Annotated in this window: 20 protein-coding genes; 11 read left to right on the top strand and 9 right to left on the bottom strand. The window is 72.3% G+C overall.

What is annotated here, in order from left to right:
• Positions 1–129 precede the first annotated feature (129 nt).
• Positions 130–1,092 (top strand): endonuclease/exonuclease/phosphatase family protein, encoded by a 963-nt coding sequence (locus AB0F88_RS34630; RefSeq protein WP_362694072.1) that lies wholly within the window; start codon positions 130–132, stop codon positions 1,090–1,092.
• Positions 1,093–1,188: 96 nt separating this feature from the next.
• Here AB0F88_RS34630 and AB0F88_RS34625 read toward each other — a convergent pair whose 3' ends face one another.
• Entirely contained in the window at positions 1,189–2,469 is a 1,281-nt protein-coding gene (locus AB0F88_RS34625) for an MFS transporter (protein WP_362694069.1), read from the bottom strand.
• A 299-nt stretch (positions 2,470–2,768) separates the two neighbouring features.
• Entirely contained in the window at positions 2,769–3,647 is an 879-nt protein-coding gene (locus tag AB0F88_RS34620; RefSeq protein WP_362694066.1) for a UTRA domain-containing protein, read from the bottom strand.
• Between the two features lie 673 nt (positions 3,648–4,320).
• Between AB0F88_RS34620 and AB0F88_RS34615 the strand changes: the two genes are divergently transcribed.
• From AB0F88_RS34615 to AB0F88_RS34605, 3 genes are all read left to right on the top strand, one after another.
• Positions 4,321–6,033 carry an ABC transporter ATP-binding protein gene (locus AB0F88_RS34615; RefSeq protein WP_362694063.1) on the top strand — a complete coding sequence of 571 codons (1,713 nt, stop codon included), beginning with the start codon at positions 4,321–4,323 and terminating at the stop codon, positions 6,031–6,033.
• On the top strand, positions 6,030–7,964 hold the full coding sequence (locus tag AB0F88_RS34610) for an ABC transporter ATP-binding protein (RefSeq protein ID WP_362694060.1): 1,935 nt from the start codon (positions 6,030–6,032) through the stop codon (positions 7,962–7,964). The genes AB0F88_RS34615 and AB0F88_RS34610 overlap by 4 nt, the downstream gene beginning before the upstream one ends.
• A 133-nt stretch (positions 7,965–8,097) precedes the next feature.
• Positions 8,098–8,682 carry a DUF305 domain-containing protein gene (locus AB0F88_RS34605; RefSeq protein ID WP_362694475.1) on the top strand — a complete coding sequence of 195 codons (585 nt, stop codon included), beginning with the start codon at positions 8,098–8,100 and terminating at the stop codon, positions 8,680–8,682.
• 172 nt (positions 8,683–8,854) lie between these two features.
• Here AB0F88_RS34605 and AB0F88_RS34600 read toward each other — a convergent pair whose 3' ends face one another.
• The 3 genes from AB0F88_RS34600 to AB0F88_RS34590 form a co-directional block, all read right to left on the bottom strand.
• The gene (locus AB0F88_RS34600) at positions 8,855–12,583 is read right to left on the bottom strand and encodes a S8 family serine peptidase (protein ID WP_362694472.1); all 3,729 of its coding nucleotides are present in this window, start codon (positions 12,581–12,583) and stop codon (positions 8,855–8,857) included.
• Between the two features lie 372 nt (positions 12,584–12,955).
• Positions 12,956–13,900: a sulfite exporter TauE/SafE family protein gene (locus AB0F88_RS34595; protein ID WP_362694057.1), complete on the bottom strand. Its 945-nt coding sequence runs from the start codon at positions 13,898–13,900 to the stop codon at positions 12,956–12,958.
• A 139-nt stretch (positions 13,901–14,039) separates the two neighbouring features.
• Complete coding sequence (locus AB0F88_RS34590) at positions 14,040–14,468, bottom strand: Rrf2 family transcriptional regulator (RefSeq protein ID WP_362694054.1); 429 nt, start codon at positions 14,466–14,468, stop codon at positions 14,040–14,042.
• 183 nt (positions 14,469–14,651) lie between these two features.
• Between AB0F88_RS34590 and AB0F88_RS34585 the strand changes: the two genes are divergently transcribed.
• On the top strand, positions 14,652–15,140 hold the full coding sequence (locus AB0F88_RS34585) for a CPBP family intramembrane glutamic endopeptidase (RefSeq protein ID WP_362694051.1): 489 nt from the start codon (positions 14,652–14,654) through the stop codon (positions 15,138–15,140).
• Positions 15,137–15,877, top strand: a complete 741-nt coding sequence (locus tag AB0F88_RS34580; protein ID WP_362694048.1) for a MerR family transcriptional regulator — start codon at positions 15,137–15,139, stop codon at positions 15,875–15,877. The genes AB0F88_RS34585 and AB0F88_RS34580 overlap by 4 nt, the downstream gene beginning before the upstream one ends.
• 227 nt (positions 15,878–16,104) lie before the next feature.
• On the opposite strand, the gene AB0F88_RS34575 is transcribed toward AB0F88_RS34580, so the two are convergent.
• Both AB0F88_RS34575 and AB0F88_RS34570 read right to left on the bottom strand, forming a co-directional pair.
• Positions 16,105–16,941: an aldo/keto reductase gene (locus tag AB0F88_RS34575; protein WP_362694045.1), complete on the bottom strand. Its 837-nt coding sequence runs from the start codon at positions 16,939–16,941 to the stop codon at positions 16,105–16,107.
• A 49-nt stretch (positions 16,942–16,990) separates the two neighbouring features.
• Positions 16,991–18,214 carry an MFS transporter gene (locus tag AB0F88_RS34570; protein ID WP_362694042.1) on the bottom strand — a complete coding sequence of 408 codons (1,224 nt, stop codon included), beginning with the start codon at positions 18,212–18,214 and terminating at the stop codon, positions 16,991–16,993.
• Between the two features lie 94 nt (positions 18,215–18,308).
• On the opposite strand from AB0F88_RS34570, the gene AB0F88_RS34565 reads away from it, so the two are divergent.
• Positions 18,309–18,869 (top strand): TetR/AcrR family transcriptional regulator, encoded by a 561-nt coding sequence (locus AB0F88_RS34565; protein WP_362694039.1) that lies wholly within the window; start codon positions 18,309–18,311, stop codon positions 18,867–18,869.
• Positions 18,870–19,175: 306 nt separating this feature from the next.
• Positions 19,176–21,011, top strand: coding sequence for a pentapeptide repeat-containing protein (locus tag AB0F88_RS34560; RefSeq protein ID WP_362694036.1), 1,836 nt, complete (start codon positions 19,176–19,178; stop codon positions 21,009–21,011).
• Positions 21,012–21,197: 186 nt separating this feature from the next.
• Here the strand turns inward: AB0F88_RS34560 and AB0F88_RS34555 are convergent, their stop codons facing one another.
• On the bottom strand, positions 21,198–21,962 hold the full coding sequence (locus AB0F88_RS34555; RefSeq protein ID WP_362694033.1) for an SDR family oxidoreductase: 765 nt from the start codon (positions 21,960–21,962) through the stop codon (positions 21,198–21,200).
• A 122-nt stretch (positions 21,963–22,084) separates the two neighbouring features.
• Between AB0F88_RS34555 and AB0F88_RS34550 the strand changes: the two genes are divergently transcribed.
• Positions 22,085–22,702 (top strand): TetR family transcriptional regulator, encoded by a 618-nt coding sequence (locus AB0F88_RS34550; RefSeq protein WP_362694030.1) that lies wholly within the window; start codon positions 22,085–22,087, stop codon positions 22,700–22,702.
• A gap of 204 nt (positions 22,703–22,906) precedes the next feature.
• On the opposite strand, the gene AB0F88_RS34545 is transcribed toward AB0F88_RS34550, so the two are convergent.
• Positions 22,907–23,290 (bottom strand): DoxX family protein, encoded by a 384-nt coding sequence (locus AB0F88_RS34545; RefSeq protein ID WP_362694027.1) that lies wholly within the window; start codon positions 23,288–23,290, stop codon positions 22,907–22,909.
• A gap of 234 nt (positions 23,291–23,524) precedes the next feature.
• On the opposite strand from AB0F88_RS34545, the gene AB0F88_RS34540 reads away from it, so the two are divergent.
• Positions 23,525–24,484: a metalloregulator ArsR/SmtB family transcription factor gene (locus tag AB0F88_RS34540; protein ID WP_362694024.1), complete on the top strand. Its 960-nt coding sequence runs from the start codon at positions 23,525–23,527 to the stop codon at positions 24,482–24,484.
• 12 nt (positions 24,485–24,496) lie between these two features.
• Positions 24,497–24,739: a dihydrofolate reductase family protein gene (locus tag AB0F88_RS34535; protein ID WP_362694021.1), complete on the top strand. Its 243-nt coding sequence runs from the start codon at positions 24,497–24,499 to the stop codon at positions 24,737–24,739.
• The last annotated feature ends 3 nt before the right edge of the window (positions 24,740–24,742 follow it).

The following is a 24,742-nucleotide window of genomic DNA, read 5'->3' as shown; positions in this document are numbered from 1 at the left end:
CCCGGCGCCTCCGCCGGCTTTCGTGCCGGTCGCCCGGCGAGGGCCGCTGGACCGGATAGCGCCCATCTGTGCCGGTAAAGACGTAGATCTCCACCGAATCTGCACAGAAGACCGTTACGCTCCGGGTGCATGATCAGATCGAGATGGGTGGGCCTGCTGGTCTGGCTGGCGGTGCTGCCGTTCGCGGCCTGGGCGGCGCTCAGGGCCGGCGGGTGGACCCCGCTCTGGCAGTGGGTCGCCCTGGTGGCCTTCACGCCGTACGTGGCGGCGGCCTCGGCGATCCCGCTGCTCCTGGCGCTGGGACTGCGCCGCTGGGCGGCCTCGGCCGTCGCCCTGGTCACGAGCGCGGTGCTGGCGGCGGCCGTACTCCCCCGGTACTTCGGCGACACGGATCAGCCCGCCGCCGACGGGGGGCGGCTGCGGGTGCTCGCCGCGAACCTCGCCGTCGGCGCGGGCGACACCGACGTCCTGATGAGGCTCGTGCGCTCCCTCGACCCGGACGTGCTGGCCCTCCAGGAGGTCACCCCGGCCGCGCGCGAGCGCCTGGAGACGGCCGGGCTGCGCCGGCGCATGCCCCACGTCGTGGACCGCGCGGTCGACGGGGTGTGGGGCTCGGGCATCTACTCCAAGCACCCCGTCGCCGAGAGGCCGCTGATCGCGCTGGGCAGGTTCCGGCAGGCGCGAGGGGTGGTCAAGCACCCGAGCGGCCACGAGATCGAGGTCGTCTCGGTCCACCCCTGCGCGCCCCGGTACGGCGACAGGGTGCCGTGCTGGGACCAGGGACTGCGGGCGCTGCCCAGGGCGGGCGGGCAGCTGCGGGTGCTCGCGGGCGACTTCAACGCCACCCTCGACCACCGGCTGGTACGCGACCTGCTCGACAGCGGCTACCGCGACGCGGCCGACGTCACCGGGCACGGCCTGACGCCGACCTGGCCGCAGCAGGGCTGGGCCCCCGTCCCCGGGGTGACGATCGACCACGTGCTCGCCGACTCGCGCATGGCGATCAGGAGTTTCGGCGTCCACCGCCTCCCGGACACCGACCACCGCCCGGTCTTCGCCGAGCTGGGCCTGCCCCGCTTCACGAAGCGCTGAACCCGGCTCGGGACCGGCCCGCCTCCCGGACCGCTTCACAGACCGCTGACCCGGCCTATCTCACGGACCGCTTCACTGCCCGCCTCGCGGACCGCTTCACGGCCCGCCGAGCGGGGCCCGGGCGGTCGCCGATCTTCGCGAGCGGGACCCGCCGAGGAACAGGACCAGGGCGAGGACGGCGTACGGCGCCGCGGAGGCGGTGAAGATCGCGGCATGGCCGGTCAGCGCCGAGGCCGCGGCGTAGCCGCCGTAGACGAGGACGGCGCCCAGCTCGGTGCCCAGCCCGGCCAGCGAGGTCACGGTGGCGCGGGCCGGACCGGTGATGCTCTCCTGCAGCCGTACGTCGGCCAGCACGCTCGCCATCTGGAAGGCGCAGAAGGCCGCCGCGAGGGCGACGAACCCCACCGCGGTCCCGCCGGCCGCGCCCGCGCCGAGCGCCAGCGCCCCGAACGCGAGGAGCGCGGCGAACTCCCGGTCCGTGAAGCTCCGCCCGGCCGCCGCGAGCACGCCACCGGCCGCGATCCCCACGGAGATCAGGATCACCAGGAGCGGCACGATGTGCGTGGCGACACCGGTGCCGATCGCGAGCAGCGGGGTGTACTCCTCCAGCGAGCCCCACAGGGCCGTCACCGCCGGCACCAGCAGCAACGCCCGGCGCGTCGGCCGGTCGGCGCGCGCCGCCCGCAGCCCCTCGCGCAGGATCGCGGCGTAGCCGCCCGCGGGCGTCTCCTCCTCGTCGGCCCCCTCCGCGGCCCGCTCGCCTTCCCGCCCGGTTTCCTGTCCGGCGCGTACGCGGTGTTCGGGGAAGGCGAGCGCGGCCACCGTGGCGAGCACGCACGCCAGGACGCTGCCGACGGCGATCAGCGGATAGCCGCCCATGGCGAACACCGGTGTGGCCACCGCCATGGACACCACGACGGCGCCGGTGCCGACGGCGCGGGCGCGGCCCATGATCGCGGCGTAGCGGCCGGCCGCGCCCAGCCGGTCGAGTTCGGTGTAGACCAGCGCCTCCAGCGCGCCCGACTGCAGCGCTCCGGAGGCGCCCCACAGCACGAAGCCCGCGGCGAACGCCCAGTAGGAGGGGGCCGCGACCCACAGGCCGAAGCCGGTGGCGGCCAGCAGCGGCGCCAGGGCGAGCAGCGCGCGCCGCGAGACGGCGTCGGCCCACACCCCCGAGGGGACCTCCAGCGCGACGGAGGTGACCGACCAGATCGCCAGGAGTGAGGAGATCTCGGCGGTCGACAGACCCGTGTCGACGAACAGCAATGCGTAGAACGGGTAGAACAGGACGAACTCATCAAGGAGGGTGTAGGCGTAGAGCGTCGCGGCCAGGCGCTTCGCCCGTTTTTCTGGCGCACGGTGAAAAGAAGTGGTCATGAGGTCCTTCTCGCGGAGGCTGGGCGGACTCGGGATGCTCGGCATCTCCGGAGGTCCACGGCAGCTCGCGCCGGACCGACCGATCGTTGAGGATCAATGTCGCCAGGTCATACCACTGACCATACAGTCGTCCCGCCCGCCCCGGCCTCCCCTTTTCCGCGGGCGGGGAACACCTCCCCTGCGTGGGCGCGGCCGCGCGCCAGGCCGCCGTGGGCACCGCGGGCGGCCGGGCTCCCTCCGCCTCCGGCCGGCCCGCCGTGACCGGGTCGCCGTGACCGGGTCGGGCGGCCGGGGGCCGGTCAGAACTCGTCGTGCCCGGAGACCTGGCCGATCGGGAAGACGTGCCTGTTCGCGGCGCAGATGGTCTCCAGGACGTGGACGGGCACGTCCTCGTCGGAGTAGCCGGCGCGAAGGACCTGGACGACCCACTCCCCCGGTTCGAGCTCCAGGGTCTCGTACTCGAAGGATGTCGGCGGGCGGGCCGTCAGGTTCTCCTCGGCACGGCCGAAGGTGTGGCCGAGGGCGACCAGTGCCGACTGGAGCGACGGCTTGACGAACCCGGGCTCGGCGAGGCGGGTGCCCCCGAACAGGTCCGCCCGGAAGTAGCTGGTGGCGATGCGCACCGGGATCCCGTCGGCCGTCATCATCTTCCGGCGGGCGATCACCTCGGCGCCGGGTTCGACGCGCAGGCAGGCGGCCACGTGCTCACCGGCCGCCTCCGGGCCCACGTAGAGCATTCTGCGGCCCGGTGTGACACCCTGCCTTTCCGCCTCGGCGAGGAACAGGGACGCGGAGGCCCGCACGGCGGGATCGGTCGGCAGCGCCCGCCGCACCAGGACCCTGGGCGCGCGGGCCGCGGTCTCCCCGGGGGCGCGAGCCGCGGTCTCCCCGGGGGCGCGAGCCGCGGTCTCCCCGGGGGCGCGAGCCGCGGTCTCCTCGGGAGCGCGGGCCGTCGGTCCCTTTCCCATCTGGGAGACGTGGCCCGGGGACACGCCCAGGCGCGTCCCGACGTCCTCCAGGCTCATCCCGGAGTCAAGGACTTCGGCGATCGCCTGACGACGCATCTTCGCCGCCTCCGCGAGGAGTCCCTGCTCTTCGGTGATGAGGCGGCTCAGGACCCGTGCGCGCTCCACGGGGTCGCTCAGCCCGGAAACATCGCGCAACGTCTCCAGATCCATCGGGGCCCTCCTCGCGCTCACCACCACCGGGGATTTTAGTCCTCCCTGTTTCGGTGCCGGGCCGGTGCCAGCGCCGGGCCGGTGCCAGTGCCAGGCCGGTGCCAGTGCCAGGCCGGTGCCAGGCCGGTGCCAGGCCGGTGCAGGGCCGGTGCCGGCGGTCCGGAAGGCCGCCCGGCGACGGCCACCGGGCGTTCGCACGCGCCCGCCCAGGGCGCGGGCCGTTCTCCGTGGGAGGCGCGAGTCTCCATGGGGAGGCGCGAGCCGTTCACTCCGGGAGGGGACGCGCGGTCAACGGGCACTCTGGCCTGGTGGTTACAGCATGGGGGCCGTCAAATCAGTTGCCGACGCCGCGCCCGGGTGCGGAAATTGGATGGTCACCCGTGTCACGCGGGTGGCGGTGATCCGGCGGGGCGGCCACCGGGAGCGGTGGCACGGGAGAGACCGGTCGAGAGGGGATGGTGTTCCGGCCTGCCATGTCCCGGACGGCTCTCACCCCGTCAGAACACCGTGAGGAGCGTGCCGCCTGCCGATGCCCCCTGATACCGGAACCACCCCAGTCAACACGACCAGGACAACCAACACGACCGACGCAGACACCTCTGCCGGCGACGCGGAATCCCCGCCGCGGCGACCCCTCCCCCCGCGCCGCGCCAGGGCGGCCTCCCTGTGGCGGTTGAAGTCCTACCTCCGCCCGTACGTCGTCAGCCTGGCCGCCATCTGGGTGGTGTCCTTCGCCGCGGTCGCGATCGGCATCGCCGTCCCGCTGATCGGCAGGGAGATCATCGACGGTCCCGTCGCCCGGGGCGACACCGGGGCCGTACCTCCCCTCGCGCTGCTGGCCCTGGCCCTGGGCGTGGTCGAGGCGCTGCTCGTCTTCCTGAGGCGGTGGCTGCTGGCCGACGCCGTCCTGGGCCTGGAGACCAGCATCCGCGACGACCTCTACGCCCACCTGCAGCGGCTGCCGATGGGGTTCCACGCCTCCTGGCAGTCGGGCCAGCTGCTGTCCCGGGCGACGACCGACCTGTCGACGATCCGGCGCTTCCTCGGCTTCGGCCTGCTCTTCCTCGTCCTGACCACCGTCCAGATCGCGACGGTGACCGGGTTGCTGCTCCACATGTACTGGCCGCTCGGGCTGCTGGTCGTCGCCTCGGCGGTGCCGATCATGGTCACCACCCTGCGCTTCGAGCGTACGTACATCACCATCTCCCGCCGGGTCCAGGACGAGCAGGGCGACCTCGCCACGGTCGTCGAGGAGTCGGCGGCCGGCATCCGTACGATCAAGGCGTTCGGCCGCGGCCGGTACGTCTCGGAGATCTTCGAGGAAGGGGCGCTGAAGGTCTACCGGACCTCGATGGAGAAGGTCCGCCTGTCGGCCAGGTTCTTCACCTTCCTCGAGGTGATCCCGAACATCACCCTCGCGCTCGTGCTGCTGCTCGGCGCCCTGGCGGTCGGCTCGGGCACCCTGACGCTGGGCACGCTGGTGGCCTTCGCCACCCTGATGCTGCAGCTGGTCTGGCCCGTCTCCGCGCTCGGCTTCATCCTGACGATGGGCCAGGAGGCGATGACCGCGGCGGACCGGGTGATGGAGGTGCTCGACACCGAACCGGAGATCGTCGGGGGCACCGGCGCGATCGAGCGGCCCCGGGGGCACCTGCGCTTCGAGGGGGCGTGCTTCGCCTTCCCCGGCGCCGCCGAACCGGTGCTCCACGACGTCTGGCTGGAGGTGCGGCCGGGAGAGACGGTGGCGGTCGTGGGCGCGACGGGGTCGGGAAAGACGACGCTGACCTCCCTGGTGCCGCGGCTGTACGACGTCGGCGCCGGCCGGGTCACGATCGACGGGGTCGACGTCCGCGACCTGCCGCTGCCCGCGCTGCGCTCGATGGTCGCCACGGCCTTCGAGGAACCGACGCTGTTCTCGATGAGCGTCAGGGAGAACCTCACGCTGGGGCGGCACGACGCGAGAGAGGAGGAGATCGCGGAGGCGCTGCGGATCGCCCAGGCCGGATTCGTCCACGCGCTGCCGTGGGGGCTGGAGACCAGGATCGGCGAGCAGGGCATGTCCCTGTCCGGCGGCCAGCGCCAGCGGCTCGCGCTGGCCCGCGCGGTTCTCAGCCGTCCCAGGATCCTCGTGCTGGACGACACGCTCTCTGCCCTGGACGTCGAGACCGAGGCCCTGGTGGAGGAGGCGCTGCGGCACGTGCTGCGCGAGGCCACCGGGATCGTCGTCGCCCACCGGGCCTCCACCGTGCTCCTCGCCGACAGGGTGGCCCTGCTGCTCGACGGCACGATCGCGCACGTCGGCGAGCACCACGAGCTCATGGCGAGCGTGCCCGAGTACCGCGCGCTGCTGTCGGCCGACCCGGACGCCGAGGAGGCGCGGCTGTGAGCGTGACCGAACCTTCCACCCAGCCTTCGGGACCCTCCTCCGGGCCCTCCGGAGCCTCCGGGTCTTCCGGACCCTCCCCCGCCGAGACCGCGAACGGGTCCCGGGAGTGGCGGGGGGTCGCGGCGGAGAACCAGGACGAGCTGTCGGCGCGGGTGTCGTTCCTGCTGCGCGACAGGTCCAGGCGGCTGCTCGGCGACCTGCTGCGCCCGTACCGCAAAGAGATCATCCTGCTCGTCGCGATCATCGTGACCTGCAACGTCGCCTCGCTCGCCATTCCCTACCTGGTCAAGGTGGGCATCGACGCGGGCATCCCGCCGATGGTGGCGGGCGCGGGACCTCGGACGCTGGTGACGGTCGTCGCGGCGATCCTGACGGCGGCGGTCGTCCAGCTGGTGACCCGGCGGATATTCCTCAGGATGGCCGGGCGCATCGGCCAGAGCATCCTGCTGGAGCTGCGGCGGCGGGTGTTCGTCCACTTCCAGCGGCTGTCGCTGTCGTTCCACGAGGACTACACCTCGGGCCGGGTCGTCTCCCGGCTCACCTCCGACATCGACGCCATCTCCGAGATGCTGCAGTCGGGGTTCGACGACCTCGTCACCGCCGTGCTGACGCTGGTCGGCACGGCGGTCCTGCTGCTCGTCCTGGACGTCCACCTCGGCGTGGTCGCGCTGCTTCCGCTGCCGGTCCTGATGCTGTTCACCGGCTGGTTCCGGCGGCAGTCGAGCATCATCTACCGCAGGACCCGGGAGACCGTGGCCCTGGTGATCGTCCACTTCGTGGAGTCGATGGCCGGCATGCGCGCGGTCCAGGCGTTCCGCGGGGAGCCGCGCAACCAGGAGATCTTCTCCCACCTGAACGCCGACTACCGCGACGCCAACCGGCGGAGCATGCGCCTGGTCGCGATCTTCTCACCGGGCGTCAAGCTGATCGGGAACGTGACGATCGCGGCCGTCCTGCTCTACGGGGGCACGCTGGCGATCCAGGGTGAGGTCACGGTGGGCGTGCTGGCCGCCTTCCTGCTCTACCTGCGCCAGTTCTACGAGCCGATGCAGGAGATCAGCCAGTTCTACAACACGTTCCAGTCCGCCGGGGCGGCGCTGGAGAAGCTCTCCGGCGTGCTGCAGGAGCGTCCCGTGGTGGCCGAGCCCGGCGACCCGGTGACGCTGGAGCGGCCACGCGGGAGGGTCGAGTTCCAGGGCGTGGAGTTCTCCTACCTGGACGGCACCCCCGTGCTGCCCCGGCTGGACCTGGTGGTCCCCGCCGGGCAGACCGTTGCGCTGGTCGGCACCACCGGGGCGGGCAAGACCACGCTGGCGAAGCTGGTCTCCAGGTTCTACGACCCGGTGGCGGGCCGGGTGCTGCTGGACGGCGTCGACCTGCGCGACCTCGGCGAGGAGTCTCGGCACGCCGCGGTGGTCCTGGTCACCCAGGAGAACTTCCTGTTCAGCGGGTCGGTGGCGGACAACATCAGGTTCGGCCGGCCGGGCGCGAGCATGACCGACGTGGTGGCGGCGGCTCGCTCGATCGGCGCCGACGCGTTCGTCTCCGCGCTTCCCGAGGGGTACGACACCCAGGTCGGCAAGCACGGCGGCCGCCTGTCGGCCGGGCAGCGGCAGCTGGTGGCGTTCGCGAGGGCGTTCCTGGCCGACCCCGCGGTGCTGATCCTCGACGAGGCGACGTCCAGCCTGGACGTCTCCAGCGAGCGGCTGGTGCAGCGGGCGATGCGGACCATCCTGGCGGACCGGACGGCCCTGATCATCGCGCACCGCCTGTCGACCGTCGAGATCGCCGACCGGGTGCTGGTGATGGACGGCGGCAGGATCATGGAGGACGGCCCGCCCGGCGAGCTCGTCCGGCGGGCGGGCCGCTACGCCGACCTGCACCGCGCCTGGCTCGACAGCATCTCCGACCACCGCGACGTCCCCGGCTGACCCACCCGGCGGCCGGAATCTCGGGCACGCGATTTTCCGGCGGACCCTGAACCCCGGCAACGGGGTCCGCGTATCTCAGGGCGGAACGGCACGAATGATCCTTCCCACCCGCAGGAAAGGGGCAGTGATCTCGATGAGCACCCGGCGGTCGCGCAGAAGACGGTCTCTGACCGCCACCTTGCTGGTCTCCGCCATACTGGTCGCCGGGTGCTCGTCAGCGGCCGTGACGGCCGGGACCTCCGTCCAGGCGGTGGGACTGGCCGGCGATCGGGCGGACGCGGACGTCCGCTTCTCCCAGGAGATGATCCCCCACCATCGCCAGACGATCCAGCTCGCCGACCTGGTGGACGGCCGGAGCGAGAACCCGTACGTGCGCGACCTGGCCGCGAAGATCAAGAAGGACGAGGCCGCCGACATCGACCTGATGTCCGGCTGGTTGCGGTCGTGGCAGGTCGAGGTGCCGGCGGGGGGTGACCACGCCGCGCACGACATGCCCGGCATGCTGTCCGCCACCCAGATCTCCTCCCTGGAGAGGCGCTCGGGTGCCGCCTTCGACAAGCTGTGGCTGAGCGTGCTGGGCAAGCACCTCGACAGCGGTGTCCAGATGGCCCAGGTCGTGATCGCGCTGGGCAGGCACCGGCCCACCACCCGGCTGGCGGAGAAGATGGTCACCGCGCAGCGCGCCCAGATCGCCGAGATCGGCAGGAAGCTCGCCTGAGCCGCCGTACCTGTCGTGCCTCCGGACCTGTCGTACCTCCGGGTGCGCCGTGCCACCGGCGAGGACGTCGCCGCCCGTACGTGACGGGATCGCCGAACGGCGCCGCCCGTACGTGACGGACGGCGCCGTTCGCGCCTGACGGGCGGTGCCGCCCGCCTCCAACCCCCGGGCTCTACCTCAGCCCGAAGGCGCGGACGATCGTCTGCTCGACGGCGTTGCCCCTCTCGTCCCTGGCGCCGGCCCGCAGGCTGACGTACCGGGCGCGGGCCGGGGCGTCCAGCCTGGCCCTCCACCCGTCGCCGGTGCGGGTCAGGCGCTCGGTGCGCCAGGTGGCGCCGTCGTCGTAGGAGACCTGGAGCTCACCCGAGCGGATGGCCGCCTTCGGCCCTCCCGGCAGGTGTGAGGGGAGGATGGTGAGGGCGGCCGAGCGGGAGGCCCTGCCGTCCACGCCGGTGTCCACGGCGTAGTCGAGCTGCACCAGCGGCAGCGCGACCGGCTCTGCGGAGCCGGAGGGGGCCGAGGTGAAGTTCCACACCGTCCGCGTGGTGGTGGAGTACGGGTACGCCGCGGCGTCGCGTTCCGTCGTGGTGACGAGGCGGTAGGGAAGCCCGGCCTGGCCTACCTCGGCGTCCAGGACGTAGCCGCCCGTCTCGGCGACGAGGGTCCCTCCCTGGTGGAGCGACGTCGTCTGGTCGAGCTGGCCCGGGCCGAAGAGCCCGACGTGGTCGGCCCCGGAGTCGCCCCAGCCGGGCACCTGGACGTGCAGGGTGTTGCCCTCGCGGACCGGGAGCGCGATGGAGTCGTTCACCCTCGGGCGCTGGATCGGGCCGAACCACTGCTCGCCGGTGGTGCTTCCCGCCCGGTAGGACCTCTCCCCCGAGAACTGCCACGTCTTCCGCGGGATCTCCGCCTCGGACGTCCAGCGTACGGAGTCTCCCGGGGTGACCCAGTCGGTGCGCTCGCGCTTCGACCTGCTCAGCAGCGTGTAGCCCACCTTGGTGTTCAGGCCGGGGACCACGTCGAAGCGGTACTCGGCGACCTCGTCCGCCGGGTCGTTGCGGAAGTCGACGTCGACCCGCGCCAGGTCCCGGTGCGCGGGGCGGTAGGTCAGGTCGCCGGGAACGGACTGCTCCCAGCGCCGGACCAGGTCGTATAGGTAGGCGGTGTCGGGCCTGGAGACCGTGCGCAGCCGGACGCTCTCCTTCCCGAGGCGGGAGATGAGCTGCTCGCCCTCGTCCATGGTCAGTGACGCCACGGTCAGGGGCGTCCTCCTGATCGCCTCGCGGAGCCGTCCCGCCTCGTCGTTGACGATCAGCAGCAGCTTCGCCCCCGCGGCCACGGCGGCGGGCACCTGCTCGTCCGTGTCGCCGTAGCGCACGACCGCGATCTTCCCCTTGACGTCCAGCCCGGCGTAGTCGGCCGCGCGGCCCCCGCCGGCGAAGACGGCGGGCAGGTCCTGCGAGCCCTCGGGCAGGAGCCCCGCCCCCGGCTGGATCCACAGGTCGTCGTACGCCTGCCCGCCCGAGCTCACGGTCAGGAGCGGCTGGATCTTGCGCCAGCGCGTGCCGATGGACAGCCGTCCCTCGCGCACCCGCTTCGTGGGCTGGATCCAGACGCTGTCGTACCCGGTGCCGAGCGTGTAGGAGTCGGCGACGGAGGCCGTGTCGCCCAGCGTGCGGTGGTAGTCGACGCGGGTCTCCGCGTCGGCGCTCTCCTGGGGCGTGACGGCCTTGGCCTCGCGCACGGTGGTGCCGTCCAGGGTCACGGTGGTGTCGTCCTCGACGGTGACCAGGGGTTCGTTGAGCAGCGCGAGACCGAGCGAGGAGGGACCGTGCGTGCCTCGCACGTCGCCCCACATCCACACCGAGTACCTGCCCTGGGGCACCAGGACGTCCACCTCTCCGGTGAAGGTGAGGAAGCTGTAGTAGCCGTCGGCGGGGTCGCCCTCGCGCAGGAGGTTGATCTGGCCGCTCATCGGGGCGCCGTCGCGGTCCCTGGCCTTAATGACGAGGTGGCGGGGCCGGTCCTCGGTGCTGACGCCGACGACGGTGCGGGCGAGCACCGGGCCGCCGCCCGCGGACGCCTCGATCCACCCGGTGTAGCCGTTCTTCTCCGACACGCGGTCCAGGTCGGCGGTGAGGGTGACGGTGCCGCTGCCGCCCGCCGGGACGACGACCCGGGAGGCGGACAGGGAGAACAGGCCGTCCGGGGCACCGGCGACCTTGAGCGCCAGGTCGAGGGTGACCTCGGTGGCGGAGGTGTTGGTGTAGGTCACCTGCCGCTCGGCCTCGCCGCCCTGCTCCTCCTCCAGCGGGTGGATGCCCAGGTAGGCGCCGCCGGTGGCGAACAGGGTGGCGGTGGTGGCGGCCCGTGCGTCCAGGCGTCCGGTGCCGGCCTGGTAGGCGGTGTGGTCCGGGGTGGCCTTGGACGTGCTCATCAGGGCGTCCTTGAGCTGCCCGCCGGTCCAGCCGGGGTGCGCGGCGGCGAGGAGCGCGGCGGCGCCCGCGACGTGCGGGGTGGCCATCGAGGTGCCGCTCATGGTCGTGTACGGGCCCTCGCCTTCCCGCGCGTACTGGGACCGGGCCGCCAGCACGCCGACGCCGGGAGCGCTGAGCTCCGGCTTGAGCGCGCCGTCGACCAGCCTCGGGCCGCGGCTGGAGAAGTCGGCGAGGTGGTCGGAGGCGTCCACCGCCGCGACGGTGAGGGCCGCGTCGGCGGCGCCCGGGGCGCCCACCGTGCGCTCGGAGGGCCCGGCGTTGCCCGCCGCGATGGTGAACAGGGCGCCGGTCTCGGCGCTGAGCGCGTTGACGGCCTGGCTCATCGGGTCGGTGCCGTCGGTGGGCGCGTCGGTGCCGAGGCTCATGCTGACGACCTTGGCGCGCTGTTCCCTGGCGGCCCATTCCATGCCGGCCACGATCCAGGAGTCCTGGCCCTGGCCCTGGTCGCTGAGGACCTTGCCGACGTGCAGCTCGGCTCCGGGGGCGACGCCCTTCTCCTTGCCGCCCGAGGCGGCGCCGGTGCCGGCGATCGTGGAGGCGACGTGGGTGCCGTGACCGTGCCGGTCGGTGACCTCCTCGCCGGGTACGAAGCTGGCGGAGGCCTCGATCTGACCGGCCAGGTCGGGGTGGCCCGCGTCGACGCCGGTGTCCAGGACGGCGACGTCGACGCCCTCGCCGGTGTTGCCCGCCGCCCAGACCTCGGGGGCGCCGATCTGCGCCACGGTGTCGGCCAGGTCGACCTTGACCTTGCCGTCCAGCCAGACCTTCGCGATGCCGCTCGTGAAGGCGGGCGCGGCGTTCCCGCGCCCGCCTTCACGGGCGCCGGGCGCCGCGGCCCGGCCGCCGGTGAGCGCGGACCAGAAGCTCGCGGCCTTGTCGCGGTCCTCGGTGACGGCCGCGCCCTTGATGCTGCTGAGGGTACGGACCTTCGTGGCGCCCTCGGGCAGCGCCTTCGCGGCGCGGGCCGCGGAGTCGTCCGCGTAGGTGACGATCAGCGGAAGGTGGTCGACGTGGGCGTCGTCGTAGTCGTCGGCCAGGAGGCGGGTGACGTTGAACAGCCGCCTGTCGAGCAGCCCCGCGGAGAGATAGGGCATCGCGCTGTCGGGATGGACGTAGGTGTCGGTGCCCACGGTGGTGACGCGGGCGCCGACGGGTTCGCCGTCGGGGCCCCGGACGACCGTGGTGCCGGTCCCGGTGCCGCCGGAGCGGACCGTGACCTTGTCGCCGGTGATCAGGGTGATGGTGCGGGTGACCGCCGCGGCGCCGTGGGCGGGTGTTCCCGCGGCCGGTACGGGGTCGAGCCGGATGGTGCCGAGCGTGGTGGTGGCGTACGTCGGCGGGGTCACCGCGAGTACCGCCAGGGCGACCGCGACGGCGAGCAGCCGCGATCCGCCGGAGGGCATGAGTGCCAAGTGGGTTCCTTGACTCGAACGGTTCGGGGGGACGCGGCAGCGGTGGTGACGATTTTGTCTTCTGGAGAGGAGAGAAACGGACGACCGTATCTGCCAAAGGACAATGTGGTGATCTCTGACCGCCCGCGTCAACAGGAGTCGCGTTACGCGTTCAATTCACAAGTTCGCTTTCCAGGACGAGTGTTATGAAAAGCACATATATTTCGACAAAGTAGTTAATCGATTACAGATGGCCCCATGACACCGGAATGTCGACGTTTAACGGAAAGTGACCGTCCGCGGCCGAGGACGGACACGCGAAGGCCCCTCTCGCGTCGGCGAGAGGGGCCTTCGTACGCTGTGGCGGCCGGAGGGCGCGCAGGCTCAGCTGGCGGTGCCCGCGGTCTCCTGCTCCGCGGCGCGACGCCTCTCCTCTTCCTCGACCGCCTCGACCGTCTCGTTGTCGCGGTCACGGCGGTACTCGCGGACCGAGTAGGCGATGGCGGCGGCCCAGAGGACGGCGATGGTGATGTAGGCGACGGTCTGGACGCCGCCGGAGGCGTCGATCCAGTCGCTGCGCAGCAGGGTCCTGACGTTGGTCAGGATGATGACACCGCCGACGGCGGAGCCCAGGATGCGCGGCGGGATGTGCCGGACCAGCCAGGCGGCGATGGGTGCCGCGATGACGCCGCCGATCAGCAGCACGGCGACCCAGGAGAAGTTGATGTTCTCGGAGCCGATGCCGTAGAAGAAGCCGATGCTGGCGGCGATGGCGACCAGGAACTCGCTGGCGTCGATGGAACCGATCACCTTGCGCGGCGCCAGGCGCCCGCTGGCCAGGATCGCCGGGGTGCCGACCGGGCCCCAGCCGCCGCCACCGGTGGCGTCGACGAATCCGGCGACCAGGCCGAGGGGCGCGAGGAAGCGCTTGCGCAGCGGCTTGCCCAGGTTGCCGCGCGGGAGACCGAAGGCCGTGAAGCGGATCAGGACGTAGACGCCCAGCGCGAGCAGGATGATCGACATGACCGGTGCCGCAACCTCGGTGGAGAGGCCGGACAGGAAGGTGGCTCCCGCGAACGCGCCGACGGCGCCGGGAACACCGATCTTGGCGACGACCTTCCAGTCGATGTTGTTGAAGCGCCAGTGGGATATGCCCGAGGCGAGGGTCGTGCCGATCTCGGCGAGATGGACGGTGGCCGAAGCGGCGGCGGGGTTGGTGCCGATGGCCAGGAGCAGCGTCGTCGAGGTGACACCGTAGGCCATGCCGAGGCTGCCGTCGACGAGCTGTGCCGCGAAGCCGACCAGGCCTAAGAGGATGAGCGCACGCACAACGCCCCCCTTCCTGTTTTTCCTACTCTGTTGATAGGAATTATCGTGATTGAATGCCAGGGCGGCGTCAAGTCACGTTTCGAGCAAGGCGTCTCAAGGTGTGGGAATCTTCATCCCACGCGCGGTGCGGGGTGCGCCGTCACGCCCTGCGTCGCCTGCCGGCCTCGGCCACCGGCGACAGGAGGGCGGCCAGGCTGACGGTGTCGACGATGGCACCGATGGAGGTCTCGATGTTCAGCCACACCGTGCGCAGCCGTACCGCCTCCCCGAAGTAGACCACGTCGCCGGTCGGCAACCCCCTCACCGAGGTCAGCTCGCCGGCGACGGCGCGCAGGACGTCCCCGACCGAGATGTCGACGGGCGGGCGCGTGAGCGTGAAACCGCCCTCGTGGCCCCGCTGGGCGAAGACGAGGTCGGCGCGGCGCAGGTCGGTCAGGATGCCGCGCAGGAAACTCGCCGGGATCTCCTGCGCCTGGGCCATCGTCTCCGACTTGACCGGGGCGGGATCGCTCAGCGCGATGACCAGCATCGCCCTTATGGCGTAGTCGCTCCGAGCCGTGATGTGCATCCGAAAGTCCCCCCGACGGTGCGCCTCTGCCGCTGGCCGATGGCCTCATGTGGGCTGGTCTCGCTTAAATCTACTATCTCTATAGGTTAACTGTGAATTATTCTCGTGGTCAGGTGTGCCCGCGGTGCGGCCTGCGGGCGGCGGCGCGTCCCGGCCGTTCGGCGCCCACCTGCCCATGAGCTGGTGGAAGCGCTCGTGGTCTCCAGCCTGGCCTTCGCGGTGATGCACGGGTCGACCGACCCCTGGCGGTTCGGATATCATGCCGTATTCGGCTTCTGTGCCGGGTTGATGGCGATCATCAGCCGCGGCATCGAGGCACCGGTCGCGTTCCACGTCGCCGACAACGTCCTGGCGACAACGGTCAACACGTTGATGGCGGACGGCGAGGCCTTCCCCCTCGACCGGTCCACCGACACCGGCGACGCGTCCGTGCTGATCCTTGTCGCCGTCAACGTCGGCATGGTCGTGTTCGTCTGGCTGCGCGAGCGGCGAGCGCGGGCCACGGGTAGTGCCGTCGCCGGCGCCGGGCATGCCGAAGCCCTCGACGACGAGGGCCAGGGGAGCAGCCGTGGATCGGTCGCGGCGGCCCGACCGCCCCTGCTTCGACGCCGGCGTCCACCAAGAGGCGCCGCCGGACGTGCGGTACCGCATGAGGAGGCGAGGAACCCATGACCTGGAGCACGCGTGAGATAGCCGAGCTGTCGGGAAGCACGGTGAAGACGGTGCGCTACTACCACGAGATCGGTTTGCTCGACGAGCCCGACCGCGAGCCCAACGGCTACAAGCGGTACGAGGTCCGCCACCTGACGCGGCTTCTGCAGATCAGGCGGCTGACCGGGCTGGGCGTGCCGCTCGCGCAGGTGGCGGCGATGGGAACGGACACCGACGGCCGCGCCTCGATCTTCCGGACCATCGACGCCGAGCTCGAGGCGACGATGGAGCGGCTCCAGAACATCCGGCGAGAGCTGGCGGTGTTGTCCCGGCCGGGCGCGTCACCGGATGTGCCGACCGGGTTCAGCGGCGTCGCGGAGCATCTGCGCGACAACGATCGCGCACTCATCACGATCTATGCCCAGCTGTTCTCGGACGAGTCGATGGACGCGGTGCGGCGGACCCTCGAGGCAGATCCCAACCCCGAACTCGACGAGGAGTTCCGCGACCTTCCCGAGGACGCCGACGAGGCCACACGGCAGGCCATGGCCGAGCGGCTCGTCCCGTTCGTCGACGCGGCCACCGATCACTCGGTCACGTTGGAGCCCAAGGCCTCCACGCCGGGCCGGGCCGAAGCGGCCAGAAACGCCGTCGGCCACGCCCTTCACGCCCTCTACAACCGTGCCCAGGTCGACGTGCTGCGCCGGGCGCACCTGATCAGCGAAGCCAACGGTGGCGCGCGCCCGGCACGTGATTGACGTGACCCGGTGCCGATCCGGCACCACCACCGGCTCGGCCCGGCTCGCACTCCCCATCGGCACCCTGGTCCGAGCCGCCGACGACAGCCCATCACGAAACCCGCGCACTCCGATCGGCGACCGGGGCGACACCTCCGGCGCGGGCTCCGCGAAGGCTCCGCCGGCTCATCGAGGTCAGGGCCCTCTTCCGGGCCCCGGCGGCGTGCCGATGAGGGAAACCGGTGGGATCAGTGGCCGACGGAGTCGGAGTCGGTCGCGGCGGCCTCGCCCCGGTCGAGGGAGGACAGCTCCGCGACCTCCTCGGGGGTGAGGGTGAAACCGAAGATGTCGGCGTTGGCCCTCATCCGCTCGGGGCTGGACGACTTCGGCACGGTGATCAGGCCGAGCTCGATGTGCCAGCGCAGCACGATCTGGGCGGGGGTCCTGCCGTGCCGCTCGGCGGCGGCCGTGACGACCGGCTGTTCCAGCAGGTCGCCGCCCTGCCCGATGGGCCCCCAGGACTGGGTGGCGATCCCGTGGGCCTCGTCGTAGGCGCGGGGCTCGTCCCGGGTGAAGAACGGGTTGAGCTGGATCTGGTTCACGTCGGGCACCACGCCCGTCTCGGCCAGGAGCCGGTCGATGTGGGCCGGCTTGAAGTTCGACACGCCGATCGCCCGCACGCGGCCGTCCTCCAGCAGCTTGACCATGCCCTTCCACGCCTCCACGTAGCGGTCCTTGCGCGGCAGCGGCCAGTGGATCAGGTAGAGGTCGGCGTAGTCGAGGCCGAGCCGGTCCAGGCTGGCCTGGTACGCCTCCTGCGCGGCGTCGTATCCGTGCCACTCGCCGTTCAGCTTGGTGGTGACGAACAACTCCTCCCTCGGCACCCCGCTCGCCCGCAGCCCGCGCCCCACCCCGGTCTCGTTGCGGTACGCGTAGGCGGTGTCCACCAGCCGGTAGCCCATCTCGACGGCCTCGGCGACCGCGACCTCCGCCTCCTCGTCCGACATGGGCCAGGTGCCCAGGCCGACCTGCGGGATGTCCGCGCCGTTGACCAGCTTCAGGGTTGGAATGTCCAGAACAGTCATGGCCGACAGCCTTCCACGCCGGGCCCGGCGAGCCGTCGCCGGGGAGCGGTCACGCCGCGCGCGTCGCCTCGGGGAGACGCTCTCGGACGAGGAACGTCCCGGTCAGGGCTGCCAGGGCCAGGAGGGTGAGGACGATCCCGTAGTACGTGGTGAGCTCGGCGAGGGGCAGGTGGCCCGCGACGACCCCGGCGACGGTGGCGGGGATGCCCATGGCGAGGTAGCTGACGATGTAGAAGGCGGCCATCAGCCCGGCCCGCTCGTGCGGGGCCGCGGCCGGCAGCAGGGTGCGCGCGGCCCCCTGGAAGCCCGCGCCGAAGCCCAGCCCGGCGACGACCGTACCGGCGAAGAACAGCACTCCCGAGCCGGTGTTCACGCCGATCAGGGTCACGCCGACACCGAGGGCCAGGAGGACGGAGGCCACCCGCATGGCGCGCGGGGCGGGGACCGCCCGCAGGGCGAGGATCGCGACGGTGCCGCTGATGGTCAGCGCGAAGACCAGCAGCCCGCCCACCACGATCGACCCCGAGCCGGTGACCTCGCGGGCCAGGGACGGCCCCAGGGACAGGTAGAACCCGCCGAGCGCCCAGCCGGCCACGGTGATCGGGGTGACCAGCAGCAGGACCCGGCGCGCCCCGGCGGGCACGCTGACGTGCGGGCGCAGCGAGGCCAGCGCGCCCGCCCGGCGGCCGGCGGACTCGGACAGGAGGAGGATCGCGGCGCCCTGCAGCACGAACGCGACGATCAGGACGACGAACACCGTCCGCGTCGGCGCGGGCAGGTACTGCACGAGCAGGCTCGATCCCAGGCCGCCGGCGGCCAGGCCCAGGGCGGGCGTCACGCTGTTGACCAGCGGGCCGCGCGCCCGGTCGGCGTCCAGCAGGCCCGCTCCCAGCGCCCCGGTCGCGGCCCCGGTGGCGAAGCCCTGCACGACGCGCGCGACCATCAGGGCGGTCACCCCGTCGGCGGAGGCGAAGATCACCATCGCGACCGTCTCGAGCGCCACCGCTCCGAGGATCACCGGGCGGCGCCCGACGTGGTCCGACAGGGAGCCCACGGTGAGCAGGGCCACCAGCAGGCTCACGGCGTAGACGGCGTAGACGGCGGTCAGGACGCTGGAGGAGAAGCCCCAGTGGCCCTGGTACACGGCGTACAGCGGGGTGGGCGCGGCGGCGGCGGCCATGAACGTCGTCAGGGTCGTCGCCAGGAGCACCACGGCCGCACCGGCCCCCAAGCGGGCTCGTTGGGCGGGCAACGTCGAGGTCACGGTGGACATGAAGGAACTCCCGAAGCTTTAAAGCAAAGGATTTGCGTTAGCAACGTACACACCTCGGACCACTGAAGCAAATATTTTGCGTTAAGCTCGGTTCATGGCGACGAGGCAGGCGGTACGCACCGGGGGACGGAGCGCGCGGGTGCAGCAGGCCGTCCACGAGGCGGTACGGGATCTCCTCGCCGAGCGCGACCGTGCCGACCTGACCGTCCCGCTCGTCGCCGCCCGCGCGGGCGTGACCCCCTCGACCGTCTATCGCAGATGGGGTGACCTGCAGGAACTCCTGGCCGACGTCGCCCTCGAGCACATGCGGCCCGACGGCCCCCCGGCCGACCTGGGGAACCTGCGGGACGACCTCGCGACGTGGGCCGAGGAGTGGCTGGAGGAGATGTCCTCCCCCACCGGGCGCGCGTTCACCCGCGACGTGGTGGCCGGCGACGACGACGGCAGGAGCACCGGGCAGTGCTGCGCGTACACCAGCAGTAACATCCAGGTCATCCTCACCCGCTCCGCCGGGCGCGGCGAGGACGTGCCCACGCTGGACGCGGTGCTGGACCACGTGGTCGCGCCGATGACGTACCGGATCCTCTTCATGAGCGACTCCCTCGCCCCCGGGTACGGCCGCGCCCTGGTCGACACCCTGCTGGGCTCCCGATAGCGGACGAGCGGGGGACCGCCGAATCCGTCCGCGGCGCTGCGCCTCCTGCGCCTTCGCGTGCGGCATCCCGATCGGCTCCGCGGGCGGTGTCGCCCCGGCGCGGCGGGAGAGGAGCCACCGCGGAAGGCGGTTCGCAAGCGGGCCGCAACCGGGCCCTCCTATAAAGGGTCGCGTTCCCGTATGGTCCATCGGGCGGGCCCCTCCCCTCGGGGTGTCACCCGCACCGGCCTGTCCACGAACTCCCGCCCGGCACCGCTCTCCCCCGCCGGCGGATCCGCGCGCCTCGGGGGAGACAGTGAGAGAGACATGTCCAGCCTTACCCGCCTGCTCGCCGGGGCCGTGATCCTGCTGCCCGCCCTGCTGCCCGCCCCCGCGGCATCGGCCCACGCCGTTCAGGACACCCACACCGTCCAGGACAGTCACGCCGTCCAGGACAGCCGGAGCGCGCGGGACGGCCGGGCGACGGGTGGCGCCGCCGGCTGCAGGCCCGGCAGCGGTCCCAAGCTGGCCGGCAGGGACCTCACCCGGGTCACGCTGCCCGCCGACCTGTCCTGCGCCGACCTGCGGAGGGCGAGGCTGGACGGCGTGGTCGTACGCAGCCTCCTCACCGGGGCCGACCTGCGGGGCGCCTCGCTCAAGGGCGCCCGCCTCGGGAACGCCGAGATGGCCGGGGCCAAGCTGCGCGGGGCCGACCTGACGGAGGCGGAGCTGTACTACGCGAACCTGCGCGGCGCCGACCTGCGCGAGGCGATCATGGACGACTCGCTGCCCTACGCCGCGCACTTCGAGGGCGCCGACCTGAGCGGGGCCACGATGGTGCGCGCCAGGACGTACGGAGCCCAGTTCGACGACGCGAAACTGGTCGGCGTCGACCTCACCGACGCCGACGCCTACGGCGTGGACCTGCGCCGAGCCGATCTCAGCGGTTTCAAGGCGCCCAAGGCCCGCATGTACGACTCCACGATGATCAAGGCCGTGTTCCGGGACGCCGACCTGCGGGGCGCGCAGTTGCGCGGGTCGGTGCTGGACGGCGCGACCTTCCAGGGCGCCGACCTCGGCGGGACCGAGCTGCGCGAGGCCACGGGCGCGCTGCTGGCGGGCAGCAGGGGCATGCCCAAGGACCTGCCGACCCCCGACCCGGCGTGCGCGCCGGGCAGCGGGCAGAAGTACGCGGGCTGGGACCTGACCTCGGTCGCCGAGTTCCCCCGGGACCTGAGCTGCGCCGACCTGACCGGCGCCAAGCTGGACGGGGTCGACCTGGGCAGCGTCAAGCTCGACCGGGCGATCCTGCGCGACGTCTCGGCCATCGGGGCCACGATCCGCTACCTCAAGGGCGCCGACCTGCGCGGCGCGCGCCTGGAGCGCGCCAAGCTCGGCAGCGTCGAGCTGATGGGGGCCGACCTGACGGGGGCGCGCATGGCGAGGGCGGAGCTCGGCAGCGCCAAGCTGGCCGGGGCGAACCTGTCGAAGGCGGACCTGTCGGGGGCGGCGTTCGGCAGCGCCGACCTGACGGAGGCCAGGCTGGGCGGCGCCGACCTGCGCGGCGCGGAGTTCGGCAGCGCCAGGGCCGACCGGGCCGACTTCACCGGCGCCAGGATGGAGCGGGCCGACCTGAGCAGCGGCAAGTTCCAGGACGCGGTCTTCCGCGGGGCGACGCTGACCGACGCCGACCTGAGTTTCGCCGAGCTGCGGGGGGCCACCTTCGTGGACGCCGAGGTCACCGGCATGAAGACCGGCCACGCCAAGGACGCCGACCTGTCCGGGTCGTCCAGCCGGATGGCGATCGGCTGGGTGATCTTCCTGTCGCTGGTGGGCCTGGTCGCGCTCTGGGTGCTGGTCAAGGTGGTCGCGCGCGGGCGGCGGCTCGGGAGGGCCGCGAAGCTGGAGGCGTCCGAGCGGGCGGCCCGCCTGGAGAAGACCAGGCTGTCGCAGGAGGAGAACGTGACGCGGCTGGGCGAGGAGATCGACCGCCTGGCCGACGGGGGCGAGGGAGGCGACGACGTCAACTGGCACCGGGCCCTGGACGCCTACGACGCGGCCAAGCAGGCACTGGCCGTCGCCCGCGACATCGACGAGGTCAAGGCCGTCGACATCATCGTGGCGCGGGGACGCGACGCCCTGAGGGGACGTACCGCGAGGTAGGAACCGCCAGGCGGGAACCGGCGCCTCCGTCGCGCGGGGGCGGCGCTCAGGCGGTCGTCCCCACCGGGAGGAGGCGGCGGGCCGGCCGTCCCGGGCAAGGACGCCGGTTTCCCGCCATCGACCGGACGGACGCGTCGCCGGCGGCCGGCGACCGGCGACCGGCGACCGGCGACCGGCGACCGGCGATCAGGCGCGCGGCCCGAGGAACAGGCCACCGCTCGCGTCGACGACCTGACCGGTGATCCAGCGCGCGGCGTCGGTGGCGAGGAACGCGACCACGTCGGCGACGTCGCCGGGCCCGCCCAGGCGATCGAGCGCCGTCGTTCCGGCGATAAGTTCGGCCAGGCCGGGCACTTCGAAGACCGCTGCGTTCGTCGCCGTACGGGTGGCGCCGGGAGCGACCGCGTTCACCGTGATCCCCCGGACTCCGAGCTCGTTGGCCAAGGTCATGCTCATCGTCTCGACCGCGCCCTTCGTCATGGCGAAGGACGTCTGGGCGGGGTTGGCCATCCGGGTCGCCACGGACGAGATCGTGACGATGCGGCCACCGTCGCGGAGCAGCGGCAACGCCCGCTGGATGATGAAGTACGGCGCTCGCACGTTCACCGCGAAGAGGTGGTCGAACTCCGTCCGCGTCGTGACTCCGAGCGGGCCGGCGGGCGCGGCCGCCGCGTTGTTGACGAGGATGTCGAGTGGCCGCCCGGCCAGGCCGGCCTCGACTCCCGCGAAGAGTGTCTCGACGTCGTCATCCACGCCCAGCTCCGCCCTGACGGCGAGCGCGGTCCCACCGGCACGTTTGATCTCGTCGACCGTCGCCGTCGCGCCGTCCTCGTCCGTGCCGAAGTGCACGATGACCACTGCCCCCTTCGCCGCCAGCCGGACCGCGATCGCCTGCCCGATGCCGCGCGACGCTCCGGTCACGAGAGCCGTCCTGCCGATCAGATCGTTCATGCCGACCACCTCGTCTCGTTAGTGACTACCAATCTGGTAGTCACTACCAGTCCGGTAGGGTCTATCACATGTCCGACCAGCACTCAACCCTGCGAGCGCAACGGAGAGCCGAGACGCAGCGCGTGATTCAGGCACACGCGGTACGGCTGTTCACCGAGCGCGGATACGACGCCACGACCGTGACCGACGTCGCCGAAGCCGCGGGCGTGTCGCCCATGACCGTGTACCGGCACTTCCCCACGAAGGAAGACCTCGTGCTCGTCGACCAGCACGGCCGACTGGTCGCGGAGCGGATCGTCGCGTCGTCCGCCGCGCAGCCCCTGGTCCGCCGCATCGGCGGTGCGCTCGTCGACTCGGCCGCGACGTTGACCCGCGGCGCCCGCGGAGACGACGTGGAGGCGGGCGAGCGGTTCCTGCTCGCCCGCCTCCGGCTCATGATCTCGACGCCGGCCCTGCGGGCCAGGCACCTGGACAACCACTACGCCCTCCAGCGGGCGATCGTCGACGCCCTCGGGAACGACGCCACCGATCCCGAAGCGGCGTTCCACGCCCAGGTGGCGGCCAGTGCCTGCCTGGCCGCCATGCACACGGCGCTGGTGCGCTGGGCCGAGGACGACGGGCGGACCGAACTGCCCGACGTGATCGCGAAGGCGCTCGCCGCCGCCTTCGGCGACGACATCGTCGAACCCACCGGCGGCGTCGGCACCTCGGAGTCCGCCGGGCGCGCGGAGCGCCGATGACGGTTTCCCGTCCCCGGCCCGGGCCGGTTCGCGGCCGGCGTGCCCGTCTCACGTCGCGGGTGATCGCCCAGGCGTCCGCCACCGGGCCCACGTGCCCGAGCCCGCCGGGGTGGATCACCAGGCGGATCGCCTGAATCCGCCCGTCGAGTACGTCGAGCGCCCGGGTGCAGGCCCGGGCGATCGGGAACCGTGCGTCACCGCCGGTCAGCCGGTGAAGGACTCAGGGCCGAAACGGCCCCACGCGATGAATGCCGCGAGCGCGAGATAAGTCAGGTTCAGCATCACGAAACCGAATTCGCCGCGGCGGCCGTGGGTGATCATCGCGCCGACCATCAGCATGACCCAGCAGACCGCGGTCACCGGCACCAGAACCGGTGCGACCCCGAGCACGGCGGGCAGGATCAGGCCCAACGCGGCCAGGAGTTCGAGGACGCCGAGGGTCTTGACGAAGGCGACGCCGACGTCTCCGGTCCACCCCCCACCGTGGACCGCCGCCAGTTTCTCCTTGGGCACGAACGTCTTGCTGACGCCACCGGCCAGTGCAACTGCGGCCAGCAGCCCGGCAGCGATCCACAACGCGAGGTTCATCATCCACTCCTTGATCGAAGATTGCCCGCACCGCGTATGACGAGACAGCGCCCTCTCCTGTGACATCCCCGGACCCGACGCGGGAAGGCGTACGGCCCTCCCCGGCACGTCCTCGTCCCGGTCGCCGGCGACCTTCACCGGGACCCCGGCGGGGTGCGTGCCGTGTGGACCACAGCGATCACACTCGCAATTATTCCTTGACGCGAATATTCGCTATGAAGAATACTTTGTTTCATGGACGCACTCCTCACCGCACTGGCCGACCCGGCCCGATGGCGGCTCGTGAACCTGCTGGCCGAGCGGCCCCGGCCGGTCGGTGTCCTCGCCCAGCTCGCCGGGGCGCGCCAGCCGCAGACGACCAAGCACCTGCAGACCCTTGAGCGCGCCGGCCTCGTCACCTGCCGGCGCGTCGGCCAGCGCCGCGTCTACGCGCTCCAACCCGGTCCTCTACGGGAGTTGGCGGCCGCGCTCGGCCGGCTCGCCGACGCCGCGGACCGGCCTGGTGGCCCGCGCGAGACCTACGACCGCCACGGGCTCAGCCTCCACACGGAACGGCTCGCCGCCGAGGAGCCGGGCTGGGCCGACGGCCGCACGTTCAGGTTCCTCCGGTCGCTGACGGCGCGTCCCGAGGTGGTCTGGCGCCACCTGACCGAGGCCTCCCTGCTCGCCCGGTGGTGGACGCCCGACGACCTCCGCGTCTCCGAGCTCGTGTTCGAGGCGCGACCGGGCGGGCGGATCGTCCAGGAGTACCGCGACGCCGAGGACGCCGACGGCTCCGACCTGGTCGCCGGGCGCGCGGAGGGAGTCGTCGACGACGTACGCCCCGGCGTGCGCCTCGCCTACCGGCTCTCCCCGCTGCTTCCCGGCGGCGGCCTCGCCTTCACCGCCCACCTCGACCTCGGCCTCCGGCCCACCGGCACCGGCACGGACCTCGACGTCCACTACCGGATCACCGACAGCACGGTCGACTCCGTCGACTTCCTCGCGGGCATCGAGATCGGCTTCGGCCAGAGCCTCGACAAGCTCGCGGCGACCCTCGCCGCGAACCCGCACGACACCGCCGACACCGCCGACACCGCCGGCAGCACCGGCAGCACCGGCAGCACCGGCAGCACCGGCAGCACTGACAGCACTGACACCGGCACCGGCACCGGCAGCACCGCGCATGACCCCGACACGAGGAGCACGAAGTGACACAGCAGACCGGTGGTCGCGGACCTCAGGGCGACCGAGGGCGGTGACATTCTCGTGCTCTCCAGCGCGAGCGTCATCAAGGCGCTGCTGGCGGCCGACGAGGTCGACCGGCTGGCACTCACCGTCTTCCCGGTCTTCCTCGGCGGCGGGCCGCGCCTCTTCGACGACGGCCTGCCCGCCGGGCGGTGGACGCTCGCCGGCCAGGCCGCGGGCGAGCACGGCACGCTGGCCCTCGTCTACGACCGGATCCGCTGAGCC

Origin of the sequence: Streptosporangium sp. NPDC023963 (assembly GCF_040639135.1) — a bacterium.
In the GTDB taxonomy this organism is placed as follows: domain Bacteria; phylum Actinomycetota; class Actinomycetes; order Streptosporangiales; family Streptosporangiaceae; genus Streptosporangium.
The sequence above is the reverse complement of the archived record's forward strand: the minus strand, read 5'-3'. Positions and strand labels throughout refer to the sequence as shown.